Raw genomic sequence first — 14,808 nt, 5'->3', positions numbered from 1 at the left:
CCCGCGGCAGCACTCGCGCTGCTGCGTACGCCATTGACAAGGGAGCGAAAGCCACGTGGCAAACCTTCTCGAGAAACTCCTCCGGACCGGCGACCGCCGGATCCTGAAGCAGCTGCGCGTCTACGTCGATGCGACGAATGCGCTCGAAGAGGAGCTCAAGGGGTTCACGGATGCAGAGCTGCGCGAGGAAACCGATCGGCTGAGGGCGCGCCACGAGGACGGCGAGAAGCTGGACGATCTTCTCCCGGAAGCCTTTGCCGCGGTCCGCGAGGCAGCGGGACGCACGTTGGGCATGCGGCACTTCGACGTGCAGCTCATGGGCGGCGCGGCCCTTCACCTCGGCAATATCGCTGAGATGAAGACCGGCGAGGGCAAGACGCTCGTCGCCACTGCGCCCGCATACCTGAACGCGTTGGGCGGCAAGGGCGTGCACGTGGTGACGGTCAACGACTACCTCGCCGAGTATCAGTCCGAGCTCATGGGCCGTGTCTTCCGTTTCCTCGGCGTCTCGAGCGGCTGCATCCTCTCGAGTATGGATCCCGCGGCGCGCAAGAAGCAGTACGACGCCGACATCACCTACGGGACTAACAACGAGTTCGGCTTCGACTACCTCCGCGACAACATGGCGTGGGACAAGAACGAGCTGGTCCAGCGAGGCCACCATTTCGCGATCGTGGACGAGGTCGACTCGATTCTGATCGACGAGGCCCGCACGCCGCTCATCATCTCCGGACCTGCCCAAGGCGATGCCAACCGCTGGTACTCCGAGTTCGCCAAGATCGCCTTGCGGCTCGGCGAGGGCGACTACGAGGTGGACGAGAAGAAGCGCACCGTCGGCGTCCTCGAGCCTGGCATCGAGAAGGTCGAGGACTACCTCGGCATCCACAATCTCTACGAGTCCGCGAACACGCCGCTCATCGGCTTTCTCAACAACGCCATCAAGGCGAAGGAGCTGTTCAAGCGGGACAAGGACTACGTCGTCCTCGACGGCGAGGTGCTGATCGTCGACGAGCACACCGGGCGCATCCTTCCCGGGCGCCGGTACAACGAGGGCATGCACCAGGCGATCGAGGCCAAGGAAGGCGTCGAGATCAAGGCCGAGAATCAGACTCTCGCCACCATCACGCTCCAGAACTACTTCCGCCTTTACGAGAAGCTTTCCGGCATGACCGGCACGGCTGAGACGGAAGCGGCCGAGTTCATGAGCACCTACAAGCTCGGTGTCGTTCCGATCCCGACCAACAAGCCCATGGCCCGCGAGGATCAGTCGGACCTCGTCTACAAGAACGAGGTGGTGAAGTTCCAGGCGGTCGTGAAGGACATTTCACGCCGCCACGCCAAGGGCCAGCCGGTGCTCGTGGGCACTACGAGCGTCGAGAAGAGCGAATACCTCTCCCAGGCACTGGCGAAGGCGGGCGTCCGGCACGAGGTGCTCAACGCGAAGAACCACGCGCGCGAGGCTGCGATCGTGGCCCAGGCTGGTCGCAAGGGCGCCGTCACTGTGGCCACCAACATGGCTGGCCGCGGTACCGACATCATGCTTGGTGGGAACGCGGAGTTCATGGCCGTTGCCGATCTCGCTGCGCGGGGCCTTGACCCCGAGGAGGATTCGGACGCCTACGAGACTGCGTGGCCCGCCGCGCTCGAGGCCGCGCAGGAGGCGGTCAAGGCCGAGCACGACGAGGTGCTCGAACTCGGCGGCCTCTACGTCCTTGGAACGGAGCGGCACGAATCGCGGCGCATCGACAACCAGCTCCGCGGTCGTTCCGGCCGCCAGGGCGATCCTGGCGAGTCCCGCTTTTACCTCTCGCTGACCGACGATTTGATGCGGCTCTTCGGCACGGGAGGCGCCGAGCGCCTCATGGCGAGCAGCCTTCCCGACGAGACCCCGCTCGAATCGAAGCTTGTTTCCCGCGCGATCCAGTCTGCACAGGCGCAGGTCGAGGGACGCAACGCCGAGCAGCGTAAGAACGTGCTCAAGTACGACGACGTCCTCAACCGCCAGCGCGAGGCAATCTATGGCGATCGGCGGCGGATTCTTGAGGGCGACGATCTCCACGAGAAGGTCCAGTTCTTCATCGAGGACACTCTCACCGCAATGATCGAGTCCGCCACGGCGGAGGGGAACGGCGACGATTGGGACTTCCACGCCCTGTGGAACAACCTTCGCACGCTGTACCCCACCACGATCACCGCGCAGGACATCATCGAAGAGGCCGGCGGCAAGTCGCGCGTCACGGTAGAGATGCTCAAGGAGGAGATCCTCTCCGACGCGAAGCTCGTATATCAGCGGCGCGAGGAGCAGATCGGTTCGGAGACGATGCGCGAACTCGAACGGCGGGTCGTTCTCTCGGTGATCGGCCGCAAGTGGCAGGAGCACCTCTACGAGATGGACTATCTCAAGGAGGGCATCGGCCTTCGGGCGATGGCCCAGCGCGACCCTCTTGTCGAATACCAGCGTGAGGGCTTCGGCATGTTCCAGACGATGATGGAGGGCATCCGGGAGGAGTCCGTCTCGTTCCTGTACAACCTTGAGGTGCAGCCTGCTGAGGCGACCGTCGAGCCGGGCCAACCGCCGGCCCCCGGCCTCGAAGCCCCGGCGCAGCCCACCCAGCTCCAGTACACCGCGCCCGCGGAGGACGGGAGCACCGAGACTCACATCGAACAGGCGAGGTCCGCCAAGTCCGCTCAGAATGGTTCGCGCGGGACGCGCAAGGACACAACGGGTCCGGCCGGAAACGGGCAGCAGCAGGCGCCTCGTCGGGCGAAGAACCGCCGTCGCTGAGCGAAAGGTCTCAGCCGATTTCGAGTGCCGTCACGCGCCAGCCGGAGTCGCGGACCTGCTCGAGGCGGAGCGCTACGGCCCGGCAGCGCACCCGGTCGGAGACCACGGCCGACGCCTCGTAGACACCGGGCCGAACCATCATGGCTCGTGATGAGACGAGACTGGCTCCCCGATGAACGAGAGCCAGCTTCCCGGGTGGGGCGGCCCCTTCGCCGCGACTGAGCCGAGCGCGCAGCTGGAGCGTCGCAAGGAGATCTCTGTCGAGCCAGCGGGCGAGCTGTTGGACTGGGCGGCGGCCTGCCAGGACCTCGATCGCGGCGCTCGTGATGCGTCCTGCGAGCTGGGCGACCCACTGCAGCTCCGCCGCAGATCCGATGCTGTGCAGCTGTGGCGGTTCGGCGGCTTCGACGGGGAGCGCGAGAGCTGACGAGCCATCGACGGTCGCGGCGCCGGACTCGGACAGCGATCCGCGGTGAAGGACGAGGCGTGGATTTCCGTTCATGGTGTTCCTTCCGTTTCGGGGGCGAATTGAGCCGCAAGGTCCGGCGGTGAATCAGCGGTGGGGTACGACGAGGAGCTGACCCGGCCGGATCACATCCGGGTTGTCGCCGATCACGGATCGGTTGGCTTCGAACCAGTCGGGCCAGGCCTCTGCGATATCGCCCGCGCTCGCCCCCGGACCGAGATAGCGCGCGGCAACGCTCCAGAGGGAGTCGCCGGGCCGCACTTCGACCACGCGCGGCGGTGCCACTGAATCCCTGGTTGCCGGTCGTGTGAGGGGACCGCCCGGGGATTGGTCAGCCTGCGGCGTCCATGCCTCAGGCCGTGCAGCCCCCGCCGAACGAGGGAGCGCCGTCTCTGGCGCTGCGATCTGAGGGGAATCGGCCTGTTCCTGCAGGGGCTCGGCCACGATCTCCGGGCGTTCGGCCTCTGCCGGTGAGGGTCCGGCCTGTTTCTGCGGAGGCACGGTGTTGTCGTTTTGCAGGGTGTTCTCGCCCTTCTCGGTGGGCGGGGCCGGGGTTTCGGCCGCACTCACCCGCCATGCGGGATCCAAGGGCTCCGACACCGCGTGGGCCGATGGCGCTGCGATGAGACTGAGCCCAAGCACGCCGAGTGCGAGACGGCGCATGAAAGCCGGAGTGAGGGCGCCCGTCCAACGGGCCCAGCGGTGGTTGCCGGCGGCCGCGAGGAGGGCGGAAACGATCGCGAGGCACGAGGAGACCAACCACCACCCCACGAGTCCCACCCCGGCTGTGCTGGCGCAAAGCCCGAGAAGCGCATCAAGGCCGTGATCCGGGCCGCTTGAAAGAAGGCTGCCCGTGCCGGCGAGCGCGACCGCCAGCACGACAACGAGAAGGGCCAGCAGGCCGTCCGCGCTGAGTTGGTGTTTGTTCATGCATCCCCCAGGTGTTCATGTTCCATGGACAAGTTCTTGGTGCGGTTTGATGCCGTTTGATGATGTTTGCTCAAAGTCTGAATGGGTTTTACAACCAATGTCCAGCGGATGTGCACCTTCGCGTTGCCTGCACGGCAAGTGATGCCTAGGGTGAGGGGATGCGCTGGGGGGCTCTTTTCGACGACCTTGAATCACAACTGATCGCTGCCGAACGCGCTTTGGTCGAGGATCAGGTGGGAGAGCTGGCGCGTGCGGAGCAGGCGCTGCTCACGCTTGCAGATCGGCTGCGGCCGCATCGAGGAGTGGTCGAGATGATCCTGAGATGCGGAGTTCGGTTCAAGGGGCGGCCCGCGGAGGTGGCCAAGGACTGGCTTGTCCTCGACGCGGCGCCGAGGAGCTTCCTCGTCCCCCTGCGGAGCGTTGTCACGGTCGCGGGACTGAATCGCGACGCTCGGCCCGAGGTCTCAAGGGTGCGAAGGGAACTGACCTTGGGGTCGGCCCTCCGGGCACTGGCGCGAGGCCGGGTGACGGTCGCTTGTCACGTGGACGCGGGACGGGCGGAGGCTCTGCTGGTATCCGGTGTAATCGATGTCGTCGGGCGAGACTACATCGAGATCGCCCACGGGGGCGATGACTGGGGCCGATGGCAGACCGGGGGAAGTAGCGTGCTTCCGCTGCCCGCGCTCATCGCCATCAGCTCCGTGGGGTGAGCGCCCCTCAGCGAGGATTCTGGAGAGAACGGTTTTCTGCGACCATCCGTTCGGTCCTGGCATAGCTGGCTTGGATGTACTCCTCGAGCTTGACGTCCTCTACGCGCCACTGCCCGCGCCCGCCCACTTGGATCGCCTTCAGCTCGCCGTTGCGGACCAGGGCATACGCCTGGGCGGTGCTGATCTGGAGCTGTTCGCACACGTCCGCGAGCGTCAGGAAGCGAGGCATGCTCCCCATTCTGCCACTCTGAGGGGCTATGTAGCCTTCATGCACATCGTTTGACGCGTTTTGCCCCCTCTAGTTCGTTTAAGGCGAGGTCTGATCCAGACTGGCGGCGGAGCTGCTCGACCAGTGAGCGGACCGAGGTGGGGGAGTGGTCATGGCTTCGCTGAGTCGCGCTGAGGGCGGACGATTGAGGCGGCCGTCGTGGAAGGATCCGCGATTGCTCGTCGGAGTTCTGTTGGTTCTGCTCTCCATCGCGGGCGTTGTGGCTTTGGTCCGCTCAGCCGAGACCAGGACGATGGTTTATGCGGCACGAGAGGACATCGGCGTCGGAGAGACCGTGGGCAGTGATGACCTCATCGGCGTCGAGGTGCAATTGGGAGATGTCGAGCGTCGCTATGTCAGCGAAGCCTCGGAAGCTGCGGGGCGGGTCGCCGTGCAGCGCATACCCAAAGGAGACCTCGTCCCCATGTCCAGCTTGGGCTCTGCTGATCGACTCGGCCGTCGACCCGTCTCGGTCAACGTCACAGACGTGCTTCCGACAGCGATTGTCGCGGGCGCGCGGGTGGATGTGTGGGTCGGCCTCCCTGACGGGCGCAATGGCTACGCAGAGCCGAAACTGCTCGTGCCGGCCGCCGAAGTCGCGCACGTGGAGACTTCTTCATCGGCCCTCGGGGGACAGCGCGAGACGGTGGTCCATGTCCTCGTTGATCCCCAGCAGCTCCCGGCGCTCCTAGGGGCGCAGGCGAACAAGGCGAAGGTCAGTGTGGTCTGGAATCCGTCAGGAGGCGGGTCATGAGGATCCCTATCGTCGCGATCGGGTCTCACGAGGATGATCCCCTCCTCGCCCTCGAATCGCGGAGCGGCGTCGTGGCGGTGGTGCGCCGGTGCAAGGAATTCGCGGAGCTGATCGCGGCATGCCAGAGCGGTCTCGCTCGGGTGGCCGTCGTCGTGGGTGCCACTGCCGACGTGACCCTGACGCTCGCCGACCGGCTTGCCACATCAGGGGTTGGCTTGGTTTGTCTCACGGACGACGACGGCGAACGGCGTCGCCTTGAGGGTCTCGGACTGGTGACGGCGTCCGAAACAGCAGACGCTCAGCATATTGGTGCCGTCATCGCCGACGCTGCACGGGCCGCAGGGCAGCAAGCTGCCAACTCGCCGTCGTCGTCCTTCTCTCTCCCCGGAGCCCGGCCAGCTGTGTTCGGGGAGCCTGTCGCGCGTGAGCGAGCCCCACACGAGGACGAGAGGAAAGCCCGCGGCCACGTCATTGCGTTCTGGGGGCCGATCGGGTCGTCCGGACGGACAACCCTCGCGCTCAACGTCGCGGCCGAGATGGCAGCGTCGGGCAGAGGGGTCGTGGTCATCGATGCAGATACCTATGGCCCCTCTGTCGCAGCCCATCTTGGTCTGCTTGACGAGTCTGCGGGCCTGGCTCAGGCGTGTCGTCTTGCGGATCAGGGAATGCTCATGGCCGAGAACTTGGAACGGCTGGCCCCAGCCGTGGTGGCAGGAACGGGCGAGCTACGCGTCCTGACGGGAATTACTCGCTCAGACAGGTGGGGGGAACTGCGCGCCGCAGCGTTCGGCGCCGTGCTCGACGGGTGCCGCGCCCTGAGCGACGTCGTGGTCGTCGATACGGGATTCTCGGTGGAGGCGGACGAGGAGCTGGCGTTCGACGCCGTCGCTCCACGGCGGAACGCTACGACGCTCCTGACACTCGAGCAGGCGGATCGCGTCGTTGCTGTGGGGGCCGCGGACGCCGTTGGCATGCCGCGCCTCGTCCGCGCCTTGGACGACCTCGAGAGAAGCCTGCCCCGGGTCACTCCAGAGGTGGTGTTCAACAAGGTTCGACGTGCCTCCCTGGGACGCTTTCCCGAACGGTCACTGCGGGAAGCGTGGGAGCGGTTCGGGCCTTCGCAGCCGATTGCCGCCCTCGTTCCTTTTGAGCCGGAAACGGCGGACGCAGCGCTGTTCAGCGGCCAGATGCTGCTCGAATCAGCCCCCGGGAGCCGCCTGAGAAGCGCGATCAGGGAAATCGTTTGGCCATCACGACAGCGAAATCGAAGAAGCGCTGTATCAAGTGACAGGGCAGGAGCGATCCTGCCGCGCTAGGCTCGTTGCAACGCTGCAACGCTGCAGTGTGGACAGTCCGCTCCCTGGAGGCGATTTTCACCGTGTCGACCGGAACTGCGCAGCAGACCCCGTTCCCTACAGCCGAGCAGGAAGCCCGCTTCCTCGCCGACTACTACGAACATCTCGCAGAAGAGGACCGGCAGTCCTACCCGGCCGACGCCTTGGCCGAGCGCGCGCGGCACCATCGGGTTCTGGCGGATGAACGCCTCGCCGGTACCTCGAAGATCGATGTCGTCGACGAAGGCAGCAGGAGCATCGTCTACATCGTCACCGACGACATGCCGTTCCTCGTCGACTCCGTGAGTGCCGAACTCATCCGCCAGCGCTCCGCGATCCATCTTGTCGTGCACCCGATGTTCGTGGTGACACGACGCCGTTCCGACGACGTCCTCGTCGAGGTGGAGCGGGTACCAGCCCAATGGGGTCTCACGAGCGGCGACACCGCAGCGTTGCCAAAGCTCGGCCGGCTCGTGGCCGACGGAGATCTGACCACGCACATGGAATCCTGGATCGCCATCGAGATCGATCGCGCGTCCTCGAGCCGGAAGCCCGAGCTCGTCGAAGGAATCCGCCGAGTCCTCGGAGACGTGCGCTCGGCCGTCGACGACTGGCAGGCCATGCGTGCCAAGGCAGTCCAGATCGCGAATGATCTTGACGGAGTCGTGGGCGCCCGTGACATCCCCGACCTGAGGCCGACCCAGGAACTCCTCCGCTGGGTCGAGGATGGGAACTTCACCTTCCTCGGCTACCGCGAGTACGACCTCAAGACAGAGAACGGCGAGGACGTGCTCGAACTCGTCGAGGGGAGCGGTCTGGGGCTCCTTCGCGGAGACGGAGCGCATGCTCTCCAGCACCTCACTGCCGAGGGACAGGCCCACGCCCGCGAACGCCGCGCACTGGTCATTACCAAGGCCAACTCGCGCAGCACGGTCCATCGGCCTGCCTACTTGGACTACATCGGCATCAAGAGATTCGATGCGCAGGGCCAGGTCGACGGCGAGCGCCGCTTCATCGGCCTGTTCGCCTCGTCCGCCTACACGCAGTCGGCACGAAGCGTGCCGATCGTGAAGGACAAGATCGAGGCCGTCATGCGTCGTTCTGGCTTCCCCGCCGATTCGCATTCGGGCAAAGACCTCCTGGCGATCCTCGAGACCTATCCTCGCGACGAGCTCTTTCAGATCGATGCCGATCTCCTGTTCGAGACGGTCACCCGAATCCAGCTCTTGCAGGAACGCCGCCGGACGCGGCTCTTTCTCCGGCCGGACGTGTACGGCCGATTCATGAACGCGGTGGTCTACCTGCCGAAGGACCGCTACAACACGGCAGTTCGGAGACGTATCGAGGTCGAGCTCGAGAAGGAGTTCCACTCCGATCAGATCGACTACGATGCGCACCTGAGCGACTCGGCGCTCGCCCGACTCTACTTCCGGATCCGTCTTCCCAAGGACGCGGATATCAAGTCAGCGGACGGTGCGGCCCTCGAGCAGCGGCTCGTGACCGCCACGAGGTCGTGGGCAGAAGGGATCGCCGAAGTCCTGCACGAGAACCGGCCGCTCGAGGAAGCCGAACACCTCGCCGCCGTCTGGCAGGACGCCTTCCCCGCGTCCTATCGGGTCGACTACAGCATCGAGGACGCGCTCGAGGACATCGAGCGGTTCGAGGAGTACGCAGCCGAGCGCGCGGAGGCCGAGAAGGCTGAGGGCGAAGAGCTGCCCGAGCGGCCATCCGTCCGCGTCTACGTCCCCGTCGGGGTCGGGGACGAGCTCGAGGAGGATGCGCGGGTCAAGCTCTACCTGCTTGAGCCCAAGAGCCTCAGCCAGATTCTCCCGTACTTCCATAATCTCGGGCTCGAGGTCTTGGACGAGAAGCCCTTCGAGATTGAGACCGCGGATGCGCGCGACTTCTTCCTCTACGACCTCGGTCTCAAGTACCCCGCCGGCGTAGAACCGCTGGCCACTGGCGAACTTCTGGCGGACGCCTTCGGCGCGGCGCTCTCGGGGATGACGGAGTCCGATGCCCTCGATCGGCTCGTGCTCCGAGAGGGGATGACCTCTCGGCAGGTGGTCATCCTCAGGAGCTACGCCAAATACATGCGTCAGACGGGGAACACCAACTCGCTCGGCTTCATCGCAGACACGCTTCTCGCGAACTCGGCCGTCACGCGCAGGCTGGTGGCACTCTTCGAAGCCCGCTTCGACCCGAGCCTTGATCCCGAGCGGCGCGCGCAGGCCATGGAGCGACTGCGTTCTGAGCTTGCGGATGAGCTCGAGCAGGTGCCGACTCTCGATGCGGACCGTCTCCTCCGCGCGTTCATCAACCTCATCGAGGCCTCGCTGCGCACCAACTACTACCTCGACAAGTCCTATCTCAGCATCAAGCTCCGGCCTTCGGAGATCGAAGGACTGCCTTCGCCCAAGCCGATGTTCGAGATCTGGGTCTACTCGCCTCGGGTCGAGGGAGTTCACCTCCGTTTCGGCAAGGTGGCCCGCGGCGGTCTTCGCTGGTCCGACCGCCGCGAGGACTTCCGGACGGAGATCCTCGGCCTGGTCAAGGCTCAGGTCGTGAAGAACGCCGTCATCGTCCCGACCGGCGCCAAGGGAGGGTTCTTCGCCAAGCGGCTGCCGAGCCCTTCCGTGGACCGCGCAGCGTGGCTTGCTGAAGGCATCGAGAGCTACAAGACGTTCATTCGGGGACTTCTCGATCTCACCGACAATCGCGTCTCGACCGCGGAAGAAGGTGAAAAGGTCGTTCCACCGGCGGGCATCGTGAGGCACGACGACGACGATCCGTATCTGGTGGTCGCGGCCGACAAGGGGACCGCGAGCTTCTCCGATATCGCGAACGGCCTCTCCGCGGAATACGGCTTCTGGCTCGGGGACGCGTTCGCGTCGGGCGGTTCCGTGGGCTATGACCACAAGGCGATGGGCATCACAGCCCGCGGGGCATGGGAGTCCGTCAAGCGGCATTTCAGCGAACTCGACGTCGATACCCAGACGGAGGACTTCACGGTCGTCGGCGTTGGCGACATGTCTGGCGACGTCTTCGGCAACGGGATGCTGCTCTCGGAGCACATCAAGTTGGTTGCGGCGTTCGACCACCGCCATCTGTTCCTCGATCCAAACCCCGACCCCGAAACGTCATTCGCCGAACGCCGCCGGCTCTTCCAGCTTCCGCGTTCGTCCTGGGACGACTACGACAAGGAGCTCATCAGCGCCGGAGGCGGCGTCTACCCCCGCACTGCCAAATGGATCCCGGTATCCGAGGAAGTGCGAGCGGCGTTGGGCCTGCCCGCCGGGACCACCCAGCTCAGTGTGAACGAGATGCTGCGGTCGATCCTGCTCGCCCCCGTGGACCTGCTCTACAACGGCGGTATCGGCACATACGTCAAGGCCAGCACGGAGACTCAGGCCCAAGTCGGCGACAAGGCGAATGACGCGATCCGTGTAGACGGACGGGACCTGCGGGTCAAGGTCGTGGGCGAGGGCGGAAACCTCGGCTTCACCCAGCGAGGCCGCATCGAGGCCGCGCTCCAGGGCGTCATCTTGAACACGGACGCGATCGACAATTCGGCTGGGGTGGACTGCTCCGACCACGAGGTCAACATCAAGATCTTCGTGGATCGCATGGTTGCCGCTGGGAAGCTCTCCGCCGATGAACGAGCGGCATTCCTCGCGTCGATGACCGACGAGGTGGGGCGCCTCGTTCTGGAGGACAACATCGACCAGAACATCCTTCTGGTGAATGATCGGGCGCGGGTTGCGGAATGGAGCCCGAGCTTCGAGCGCATGATGGATTGGCTTGAGCAGCACGCGGACCTCAACCGCGACCTCGAAGCCCTCCCGACGACCGAGCAACTGCACCGTCGCCTCGAGCAAGGACAGGGCCTCACATCTCCTGAGCTCTCGGTGCTGGCCGCCTACGCCAAGATCGAGCTTGCCGAATCGCTCGGCCAGAGTGATCTCGCCGACGATCCCTGGTTCAAGGACACACTGCAGCGGTACTTCCCGAAGCAGCTTCGCGAACGGTTCGGCGAAGAGCTGGACACTCATCCGCTGCGGCGCGAGATCATCGCGACGGTCGTAGCTAATGACATGGTCAACATGGGCGGGATTGCCTTCGCCTTCCGGGCCATCGAGGAGACGAGCGCAACGGATTCCGCCGTCGCGAAGGCCTTCGTCGCGCTCCGCGAGCTGTACCAGCTCGATGAGATGATCGCGGTCGTCAACTCGCTCCCGGCCTCGTTCCCCACCGAACACTGGACCACGGTCCACCACGACATCCGCCGTCTGCTCGACCGTGCCCTGCGGTGGCTCATCCATCAGGGGACCGGGAGCCGGACGATCGGAGAGGTCGTCGACCTCTACTCCAAGCCGATGTCTGCCCTGCGATCACGCCTTCTGCAGTACCTGCGAGGTCAGGACGCAGAGCGCGTCCGCGGGTGGCTCGAACGGGGCAGGGCATGGGGCCTCCCGGAGGAGTTCGCGCAGCGGTGGGCAGAACTGTTCGAGAGCTTCGCCCTGCTCGACATCGCTCGCATCGCGCAGACCTCCTCCGAGGGCGTCGACGAGATTGCGGGGGTCTACTACACCGTATTCGACCGCTTCAATGTCGACGCCCTCCTGGAGCGCATCACAGCACTTCCGCGCAACGACAGGTGGCAGGCCCTGGCACGTGCGGCGCTCAGGGACGATCTCTACAGCACGGTGGCAGACATCACCCGTTCGGTCATGGAGGTTGCTCCTGCTGGGACGAAGCCCGAGGAACGGCTCGCCGTCTGGGAATCCCAGAACGCGGAGTCGCTGAGCCGGGCAGCAACGATGTTCAAGGAGGTCAATGCGCTCGAGAGCGACGACATGGCCTCGCTGTCGGTAGCATTGAGGCTGCTCCGGTCGATCGTCCGGCATTAGGTCTTCGTTCTTGTAGGGCTTTCTCCTTCAGGAGCTGGTTCCACGAGGTGCGTCGGCTGGAGGCCGCGGGGGCTGTGCCCCCGCGGCCAAGTGCTTTCTATCGACAAGCAAGTGCTTTCTATCGACAAGGCGGTGCGGTGGCCCTCTTCACGGACACCATCAGGGAACAGGCTGACTTCGGACCAGGCGATGCCGAGTGGCTCCATCTGCTCGTCGGCGATTGGCAGCTCGTTGCGGATCTGGCGTTCGCCGACTTGGCCCTGTGGTTCCCAGACCTCGAGGGCGGTTACACCGCGCTCGCGCATGTGCGGCCGTCTACGACTCACACGGTGTTCCATGAGGACATCGTGGGCGAGAAGGTGCGGGGTGATCTGCGGCCCCTCGTCGACAGGGCTTGGGTGAGCCAGAGCATCGAGCGGAGTCATGAGACGAGCTTCAACGCAGAAATGGCTCTGAGGGTCGAGGCCGTTCCCTTTGTCCGAAATGGCCGGACACTCGCGGTCGTCACGTCTCACATGGACCTTTCGAGTTCGCGGATGCCGTCGCGTCTCGAACTGACCTATCGTCAGTGTGCCTACGACCTCCTCAGAATGGGCACCTTGGGACTCTGGCCCGACTTCGCTTCGCCAACTGGATCGCGGCGCGGCGCCCCACGCGTGGGCGACGGGCTGATCCGGCTCGACGCTGAGGGCATCGTCCAATACGCGAGCCCGAACGGCGTCTCCGCCTTCCGAAGGCTCGGGGGCTTTGATTCGCTCGAGGGTCGCTCACTTGCCGAGCTGACGACGAACCTCCTGAAGGATCGGCGCCTGGTCGACGAGACGCTTCCACTCGTGGTCACGGGGCGGATGCCGTGGCGCAGCGAGATCGAATCCCGGGGCGTGAGTCTTTCGCTGCGCGCCATCCCGCTCCGCGACGAGCGCGAACGGTTTGGTGCGCTGGTGCTGTGCCGCGACGTTTCAGAACTCCGGCGACGGGAAATGGAGCTCGTGACCAAAGACGCCACGATCCGCGAGATCCATCACCGGGTCAAGAACAATCTCCAGACCGTGGCTGCGCTCCTGCGGATGCAATCGCGCCGCATGAAGAGCGAGGAGGGCAGGCAGGGACTTGAACAAGCGATGCGACGAGTCGCCACCATTGCCCTAGTCCATGAGACGCTCTCCCAAGGACTCACCCAGAACGTCGACTTCGACGAGCTCATTGAGCGGCAGTTCCGTCTCTCCGCCGAGGTTGCTGCGGGCAACCAGCACGTCACCACGGAGCGCGAAGGCGAGTTCGGTGGACTTCCGAGCGACCTCGCGACCCCGCTGGCGCTCGTCATCAACGAGCTGGTGACAAATGCCGTCGAACATGGCCTCGAGGACCGTTCGGGGACGGTTTGGCTTATCGCGCGCCGTGGCCGGGAGGAATCGGGCGAGGAGACGCTTGAGGTCACCGTGGCGGACGACGGCGTGGGCATGCCTGAGCACGGAAACCGCCATGAGGGTCTTGGGCTCCAGATTGTGCGGACTCTGGTCACGAGCGAACTCGGGGGGTCCATCCAGTGGGGTCCGCGATCCGGAGGCGGAACCGAGGTGACGATCCATCTTCGTCCGGGCCGCAGCTGAATCCCCTTAGACGCGACACCGCCCGCTGTGCGAAGCGCAGCGGGCGGATGGTTCCTTCTAATGAAGGGATTGCGAATTCGGTGAAGAGATTGCCTGCCCGGAGGCTCGCGAATATTTCGACGTGGTTCAGGATGCGCGACGCGCGCGGGCGGCGCGGCGCTTGAGAGCGCGGCGCTCGTCTTCGCTCATTCCGCCCCACACCCCGGCGTCCTGACCGCTTTCAAGCGCCCATTGGAGACAGGTGTCGATGACGGGGCAGCGACGGCAGACGCTCTTCGCTTCCTCGATCTGGAGCAGCGCCGGGCCGGTGTTCCCCACGGGGAAGAAGAGCTCGGGATCCTTGTCCAGGCAGGCAGCACGATCACGCCAGTCCATAGTTCTTGAAGTACTCCGTTTCCGGGGGATGCGCTTGTGAAGATTTTCACGAGGCGTCCCAAAGCAAAGGGGCCTGCTTGGGGCCCCGCGGTCAACTTCATTAAGGTTGTCACGTTAACTGGGTGTAAACAAGGGGGAAGGCCGAGGATTTGAGCCGCTGAGGGGAGGGATGCGTCACATCTGAGCCACTCGCCTCTCAAGCATTCGGGGAGACCCGGAGCCTTGGGTAATCTCAGCCTGTGCAGTCTTCCACGCCGTCCTCCCGGGGACAGGCTAGACCCGTCCAACTTGTCGTCCTCGTCGCCATTGTGTGGCTCGAGGCCCTTGTGCTTCTGGCGCTTGCCGTCCTGTATGGAGTTGAGCTCGCCAACGGCCAAGCGCAGGTCTCGCCGGGTGGCGCGATCTTCACCATGGTGCTGCTGGCTCTCTTCGGCGTGGGCATCGCCTTCGCGGGGCTTCTCCTCGCTCGGGGATATCGCTGGACGCGGTCAGCGGTTCTTGTGGTGCAGCTCTTTGCCGCGACGATCGGCCTTCCGACCATGACCGGCGGCTATGTTCTCTACGGCCTGCTGATCCTGATCCCGGCGGCGGCCGCTCTGGTTCTGCTCTTCACCAAACCGGTGTTCGCCGCAACCCAGCGCGCGGTGCGTAGTTCTTCGGACTGAC

The 14,808-nt window shown here is 65.0% G+C and carries 11 protein-coding genes; 7 read left to right on the top strand and 4 right to left on the bottom strand.

Features of this window, described 5'->3' with window-relative positions; translation table 11 throughout:
* The first annotated feature begins 55 nt into the window (after window positions 1-55).
* A complete protein-coding gene (secA, locus tag ACTHL9_RS00315) occupies window positions 56-2,785 on the top strand; it encodes a preprotein translocase subunit SecA (protein ID WP_440516632.1) in 2,730 nt (909 codons plus the stop codon).
* 10 nt (window positions 2,786-2,795) lie between these two features.
* Here secA and ACTHL9_RS00310 read toward each other — a convergent pair whose 3' ends face one another.
* Together ACTHL9_RS00310 and ACTHL9_RS00305 are read right to left on the bottom strand one after the other, a co-directional pair.
* Window positions 2,796-3,287, bottom strand: a complete 492-nt coding sequence (locus tag ACTHL9_RS00310; protein WP_440516631.1) for an Rv3235 family protein — start codon at window positions 3,285-3,287, stop codon at window positions 2,796-2,798.
* A gap of 51 nt (window positions 3,288-3,338) precedes the next feature.
* Window positions 3,339-4,181 (bottom strand): LysM peptidoglycan-binding domain-containing protein, encoded by an 843-nt coding sequence (locus ACTHL9_RS00305; protein WP_440516630.1) that lies wholly within the window; start codon window positions 4,179-4,181, stop codon window positions 3,339-3,341.
* A 158-nt stretch (window positions 4,182-4,339) separates the two neighbouring features.
* Between ACTHL9_RS00305 and ACTHL9_RS00300 the strand changes: the two genes are divergently transcribed.
* On the top strand, window positions 4,340-4,891 hold the full coding sequence (locus ACTHL9_RS00300) for a hypothetical protein (protein ID WP_440516629.1): 552 nt from the start codon (window positions 4,340-4,342) through the stop codon (window positions 4,889-4,891).
* A gap of 7 nt (window positions 4,892-4,898) precedes the next feature.
* Here ACTHL9_RS00300 and ACTHL9_RS00295 read toward each other — a convergent pair whose 3' ends face one another.
* Complete coding sequence (locus tag ACTHL9_RS00295; protein ID WP_440516628.1) at window positions 4,899-5,120, bottom strand: helix-turn-helix domain-containing protein; 222 nt, start codon at window positions 5,118-5,120, stop codon at window positions 4,899-4,901.
* A gap of 214 nt (window positions 5,121-5,334) precedes the next feature.
* Here ACTHL9_RS00295 and ACTHL9_RS00290 point away from each other — a divergent pair, with 214 nt between their 5' ends.
* The 4 genes from ACTHL9_RS00290 (at window position 5,335) to ACTHL9_RS00275 (ending at window position 13,767) form a co-directional block, all read left to right on the top strand.
* Complete coding sequence (locus ACTHL9_RS00290) at window positions 5,335-5,913, top strand: SAF domain-containing protein (RefSeq protein ID WP_440516627.1); 579 nt, start codon at window positions 5,335-5,337, stop codon at window positions 5,911-5,913.
* Window positions 5,910-7,229, top strand: a complete 1,320-nt coding sequence (locus tag ACTHL9_RS00285; RefSeq protein WP_440516626.1) for an AAA family ATPase — start codon at window positions 5,910-5,912, stop codon at window positions 7,227-7,229. Before ACTHL9_RS00290 ends, ACTHL9_RS00285 begins: the two co-directional genes overlap by 4 nt.
* A 62-nt stretch (window positions 7,230-7,291) precedes the next feature.
* Complete coding sequence (locus ACTHL9_RS00280) at window positions 7,292-12,157, top strand: NAD-glutamate dehydrogenase (protein ID WP_440516625.1); 4,866 nt, start codon at window positions 7,292-7,294, stop codon at window positions 12,155-12,157.
* A 137-nt stretch (window positions 12,158-12,294) separates the two neighbouring features.
* On the top strand, window positions 12,295-13,767 hold the full coding sequence (locus tag ACTHL9_RS00275; RefSeq protein ID WP_440516624.1) for a sensor histidine kinase: 1,473 nt from the start codon (window positions 12,295-12,297) through the stop codon (window positions 13,765-13,767).
* Between the two features lie 126 nt (window positions 13,768-13,893).
* Here ACTHL9_RS00275 and ACTHL9_RS00270 read toward each other — a convergent pair whose 3' ends face one another.
* On the bottom strand, window positions 13,894-14,142 hold the full coding sequence (locus tag ACTHL9_RS00270; RefSeq protein WP_043127419.1) for a WhiB family transcriptional regulator: 249 nt from the start codon (window positions 14,140-14,142) through the stop codon (window positions 13,894-13,896).
* Window positions 14,143-14,381: 239 nt separating this feature from the next.
* On the opposite strand from ACTHL9_RS00270, the gene ACTHL9_RS00265 reads away from it, so the two are divergent.
* Window positions 14,382-14,807 (top strand): hypothetical protein, encoded by a 426-nt coding sequence (locus ACTHL9_RS00265; protein ID WP_440516623.1) that lies wholly within the window; start codon window positions 14,382-14,384, stop codon window positions 14,805-14,807.
* Window position 14,808 lies beyond the last annotated feature (1 nt).

The organism is Sinomonas sp., from assembly GCF_051955515.1.
Taxonomy (GTDB): domain Bacteria; phylum Actinomycetota; class Actinomycetes; order Actinomycetales; family Micrococcaceae; genus Sinomonas.
The sequence above is the reverse complement of the archived record's forward strand: the minus strand, read 5'-3'. Positions and strand labels throughout refer to the sequence as shown.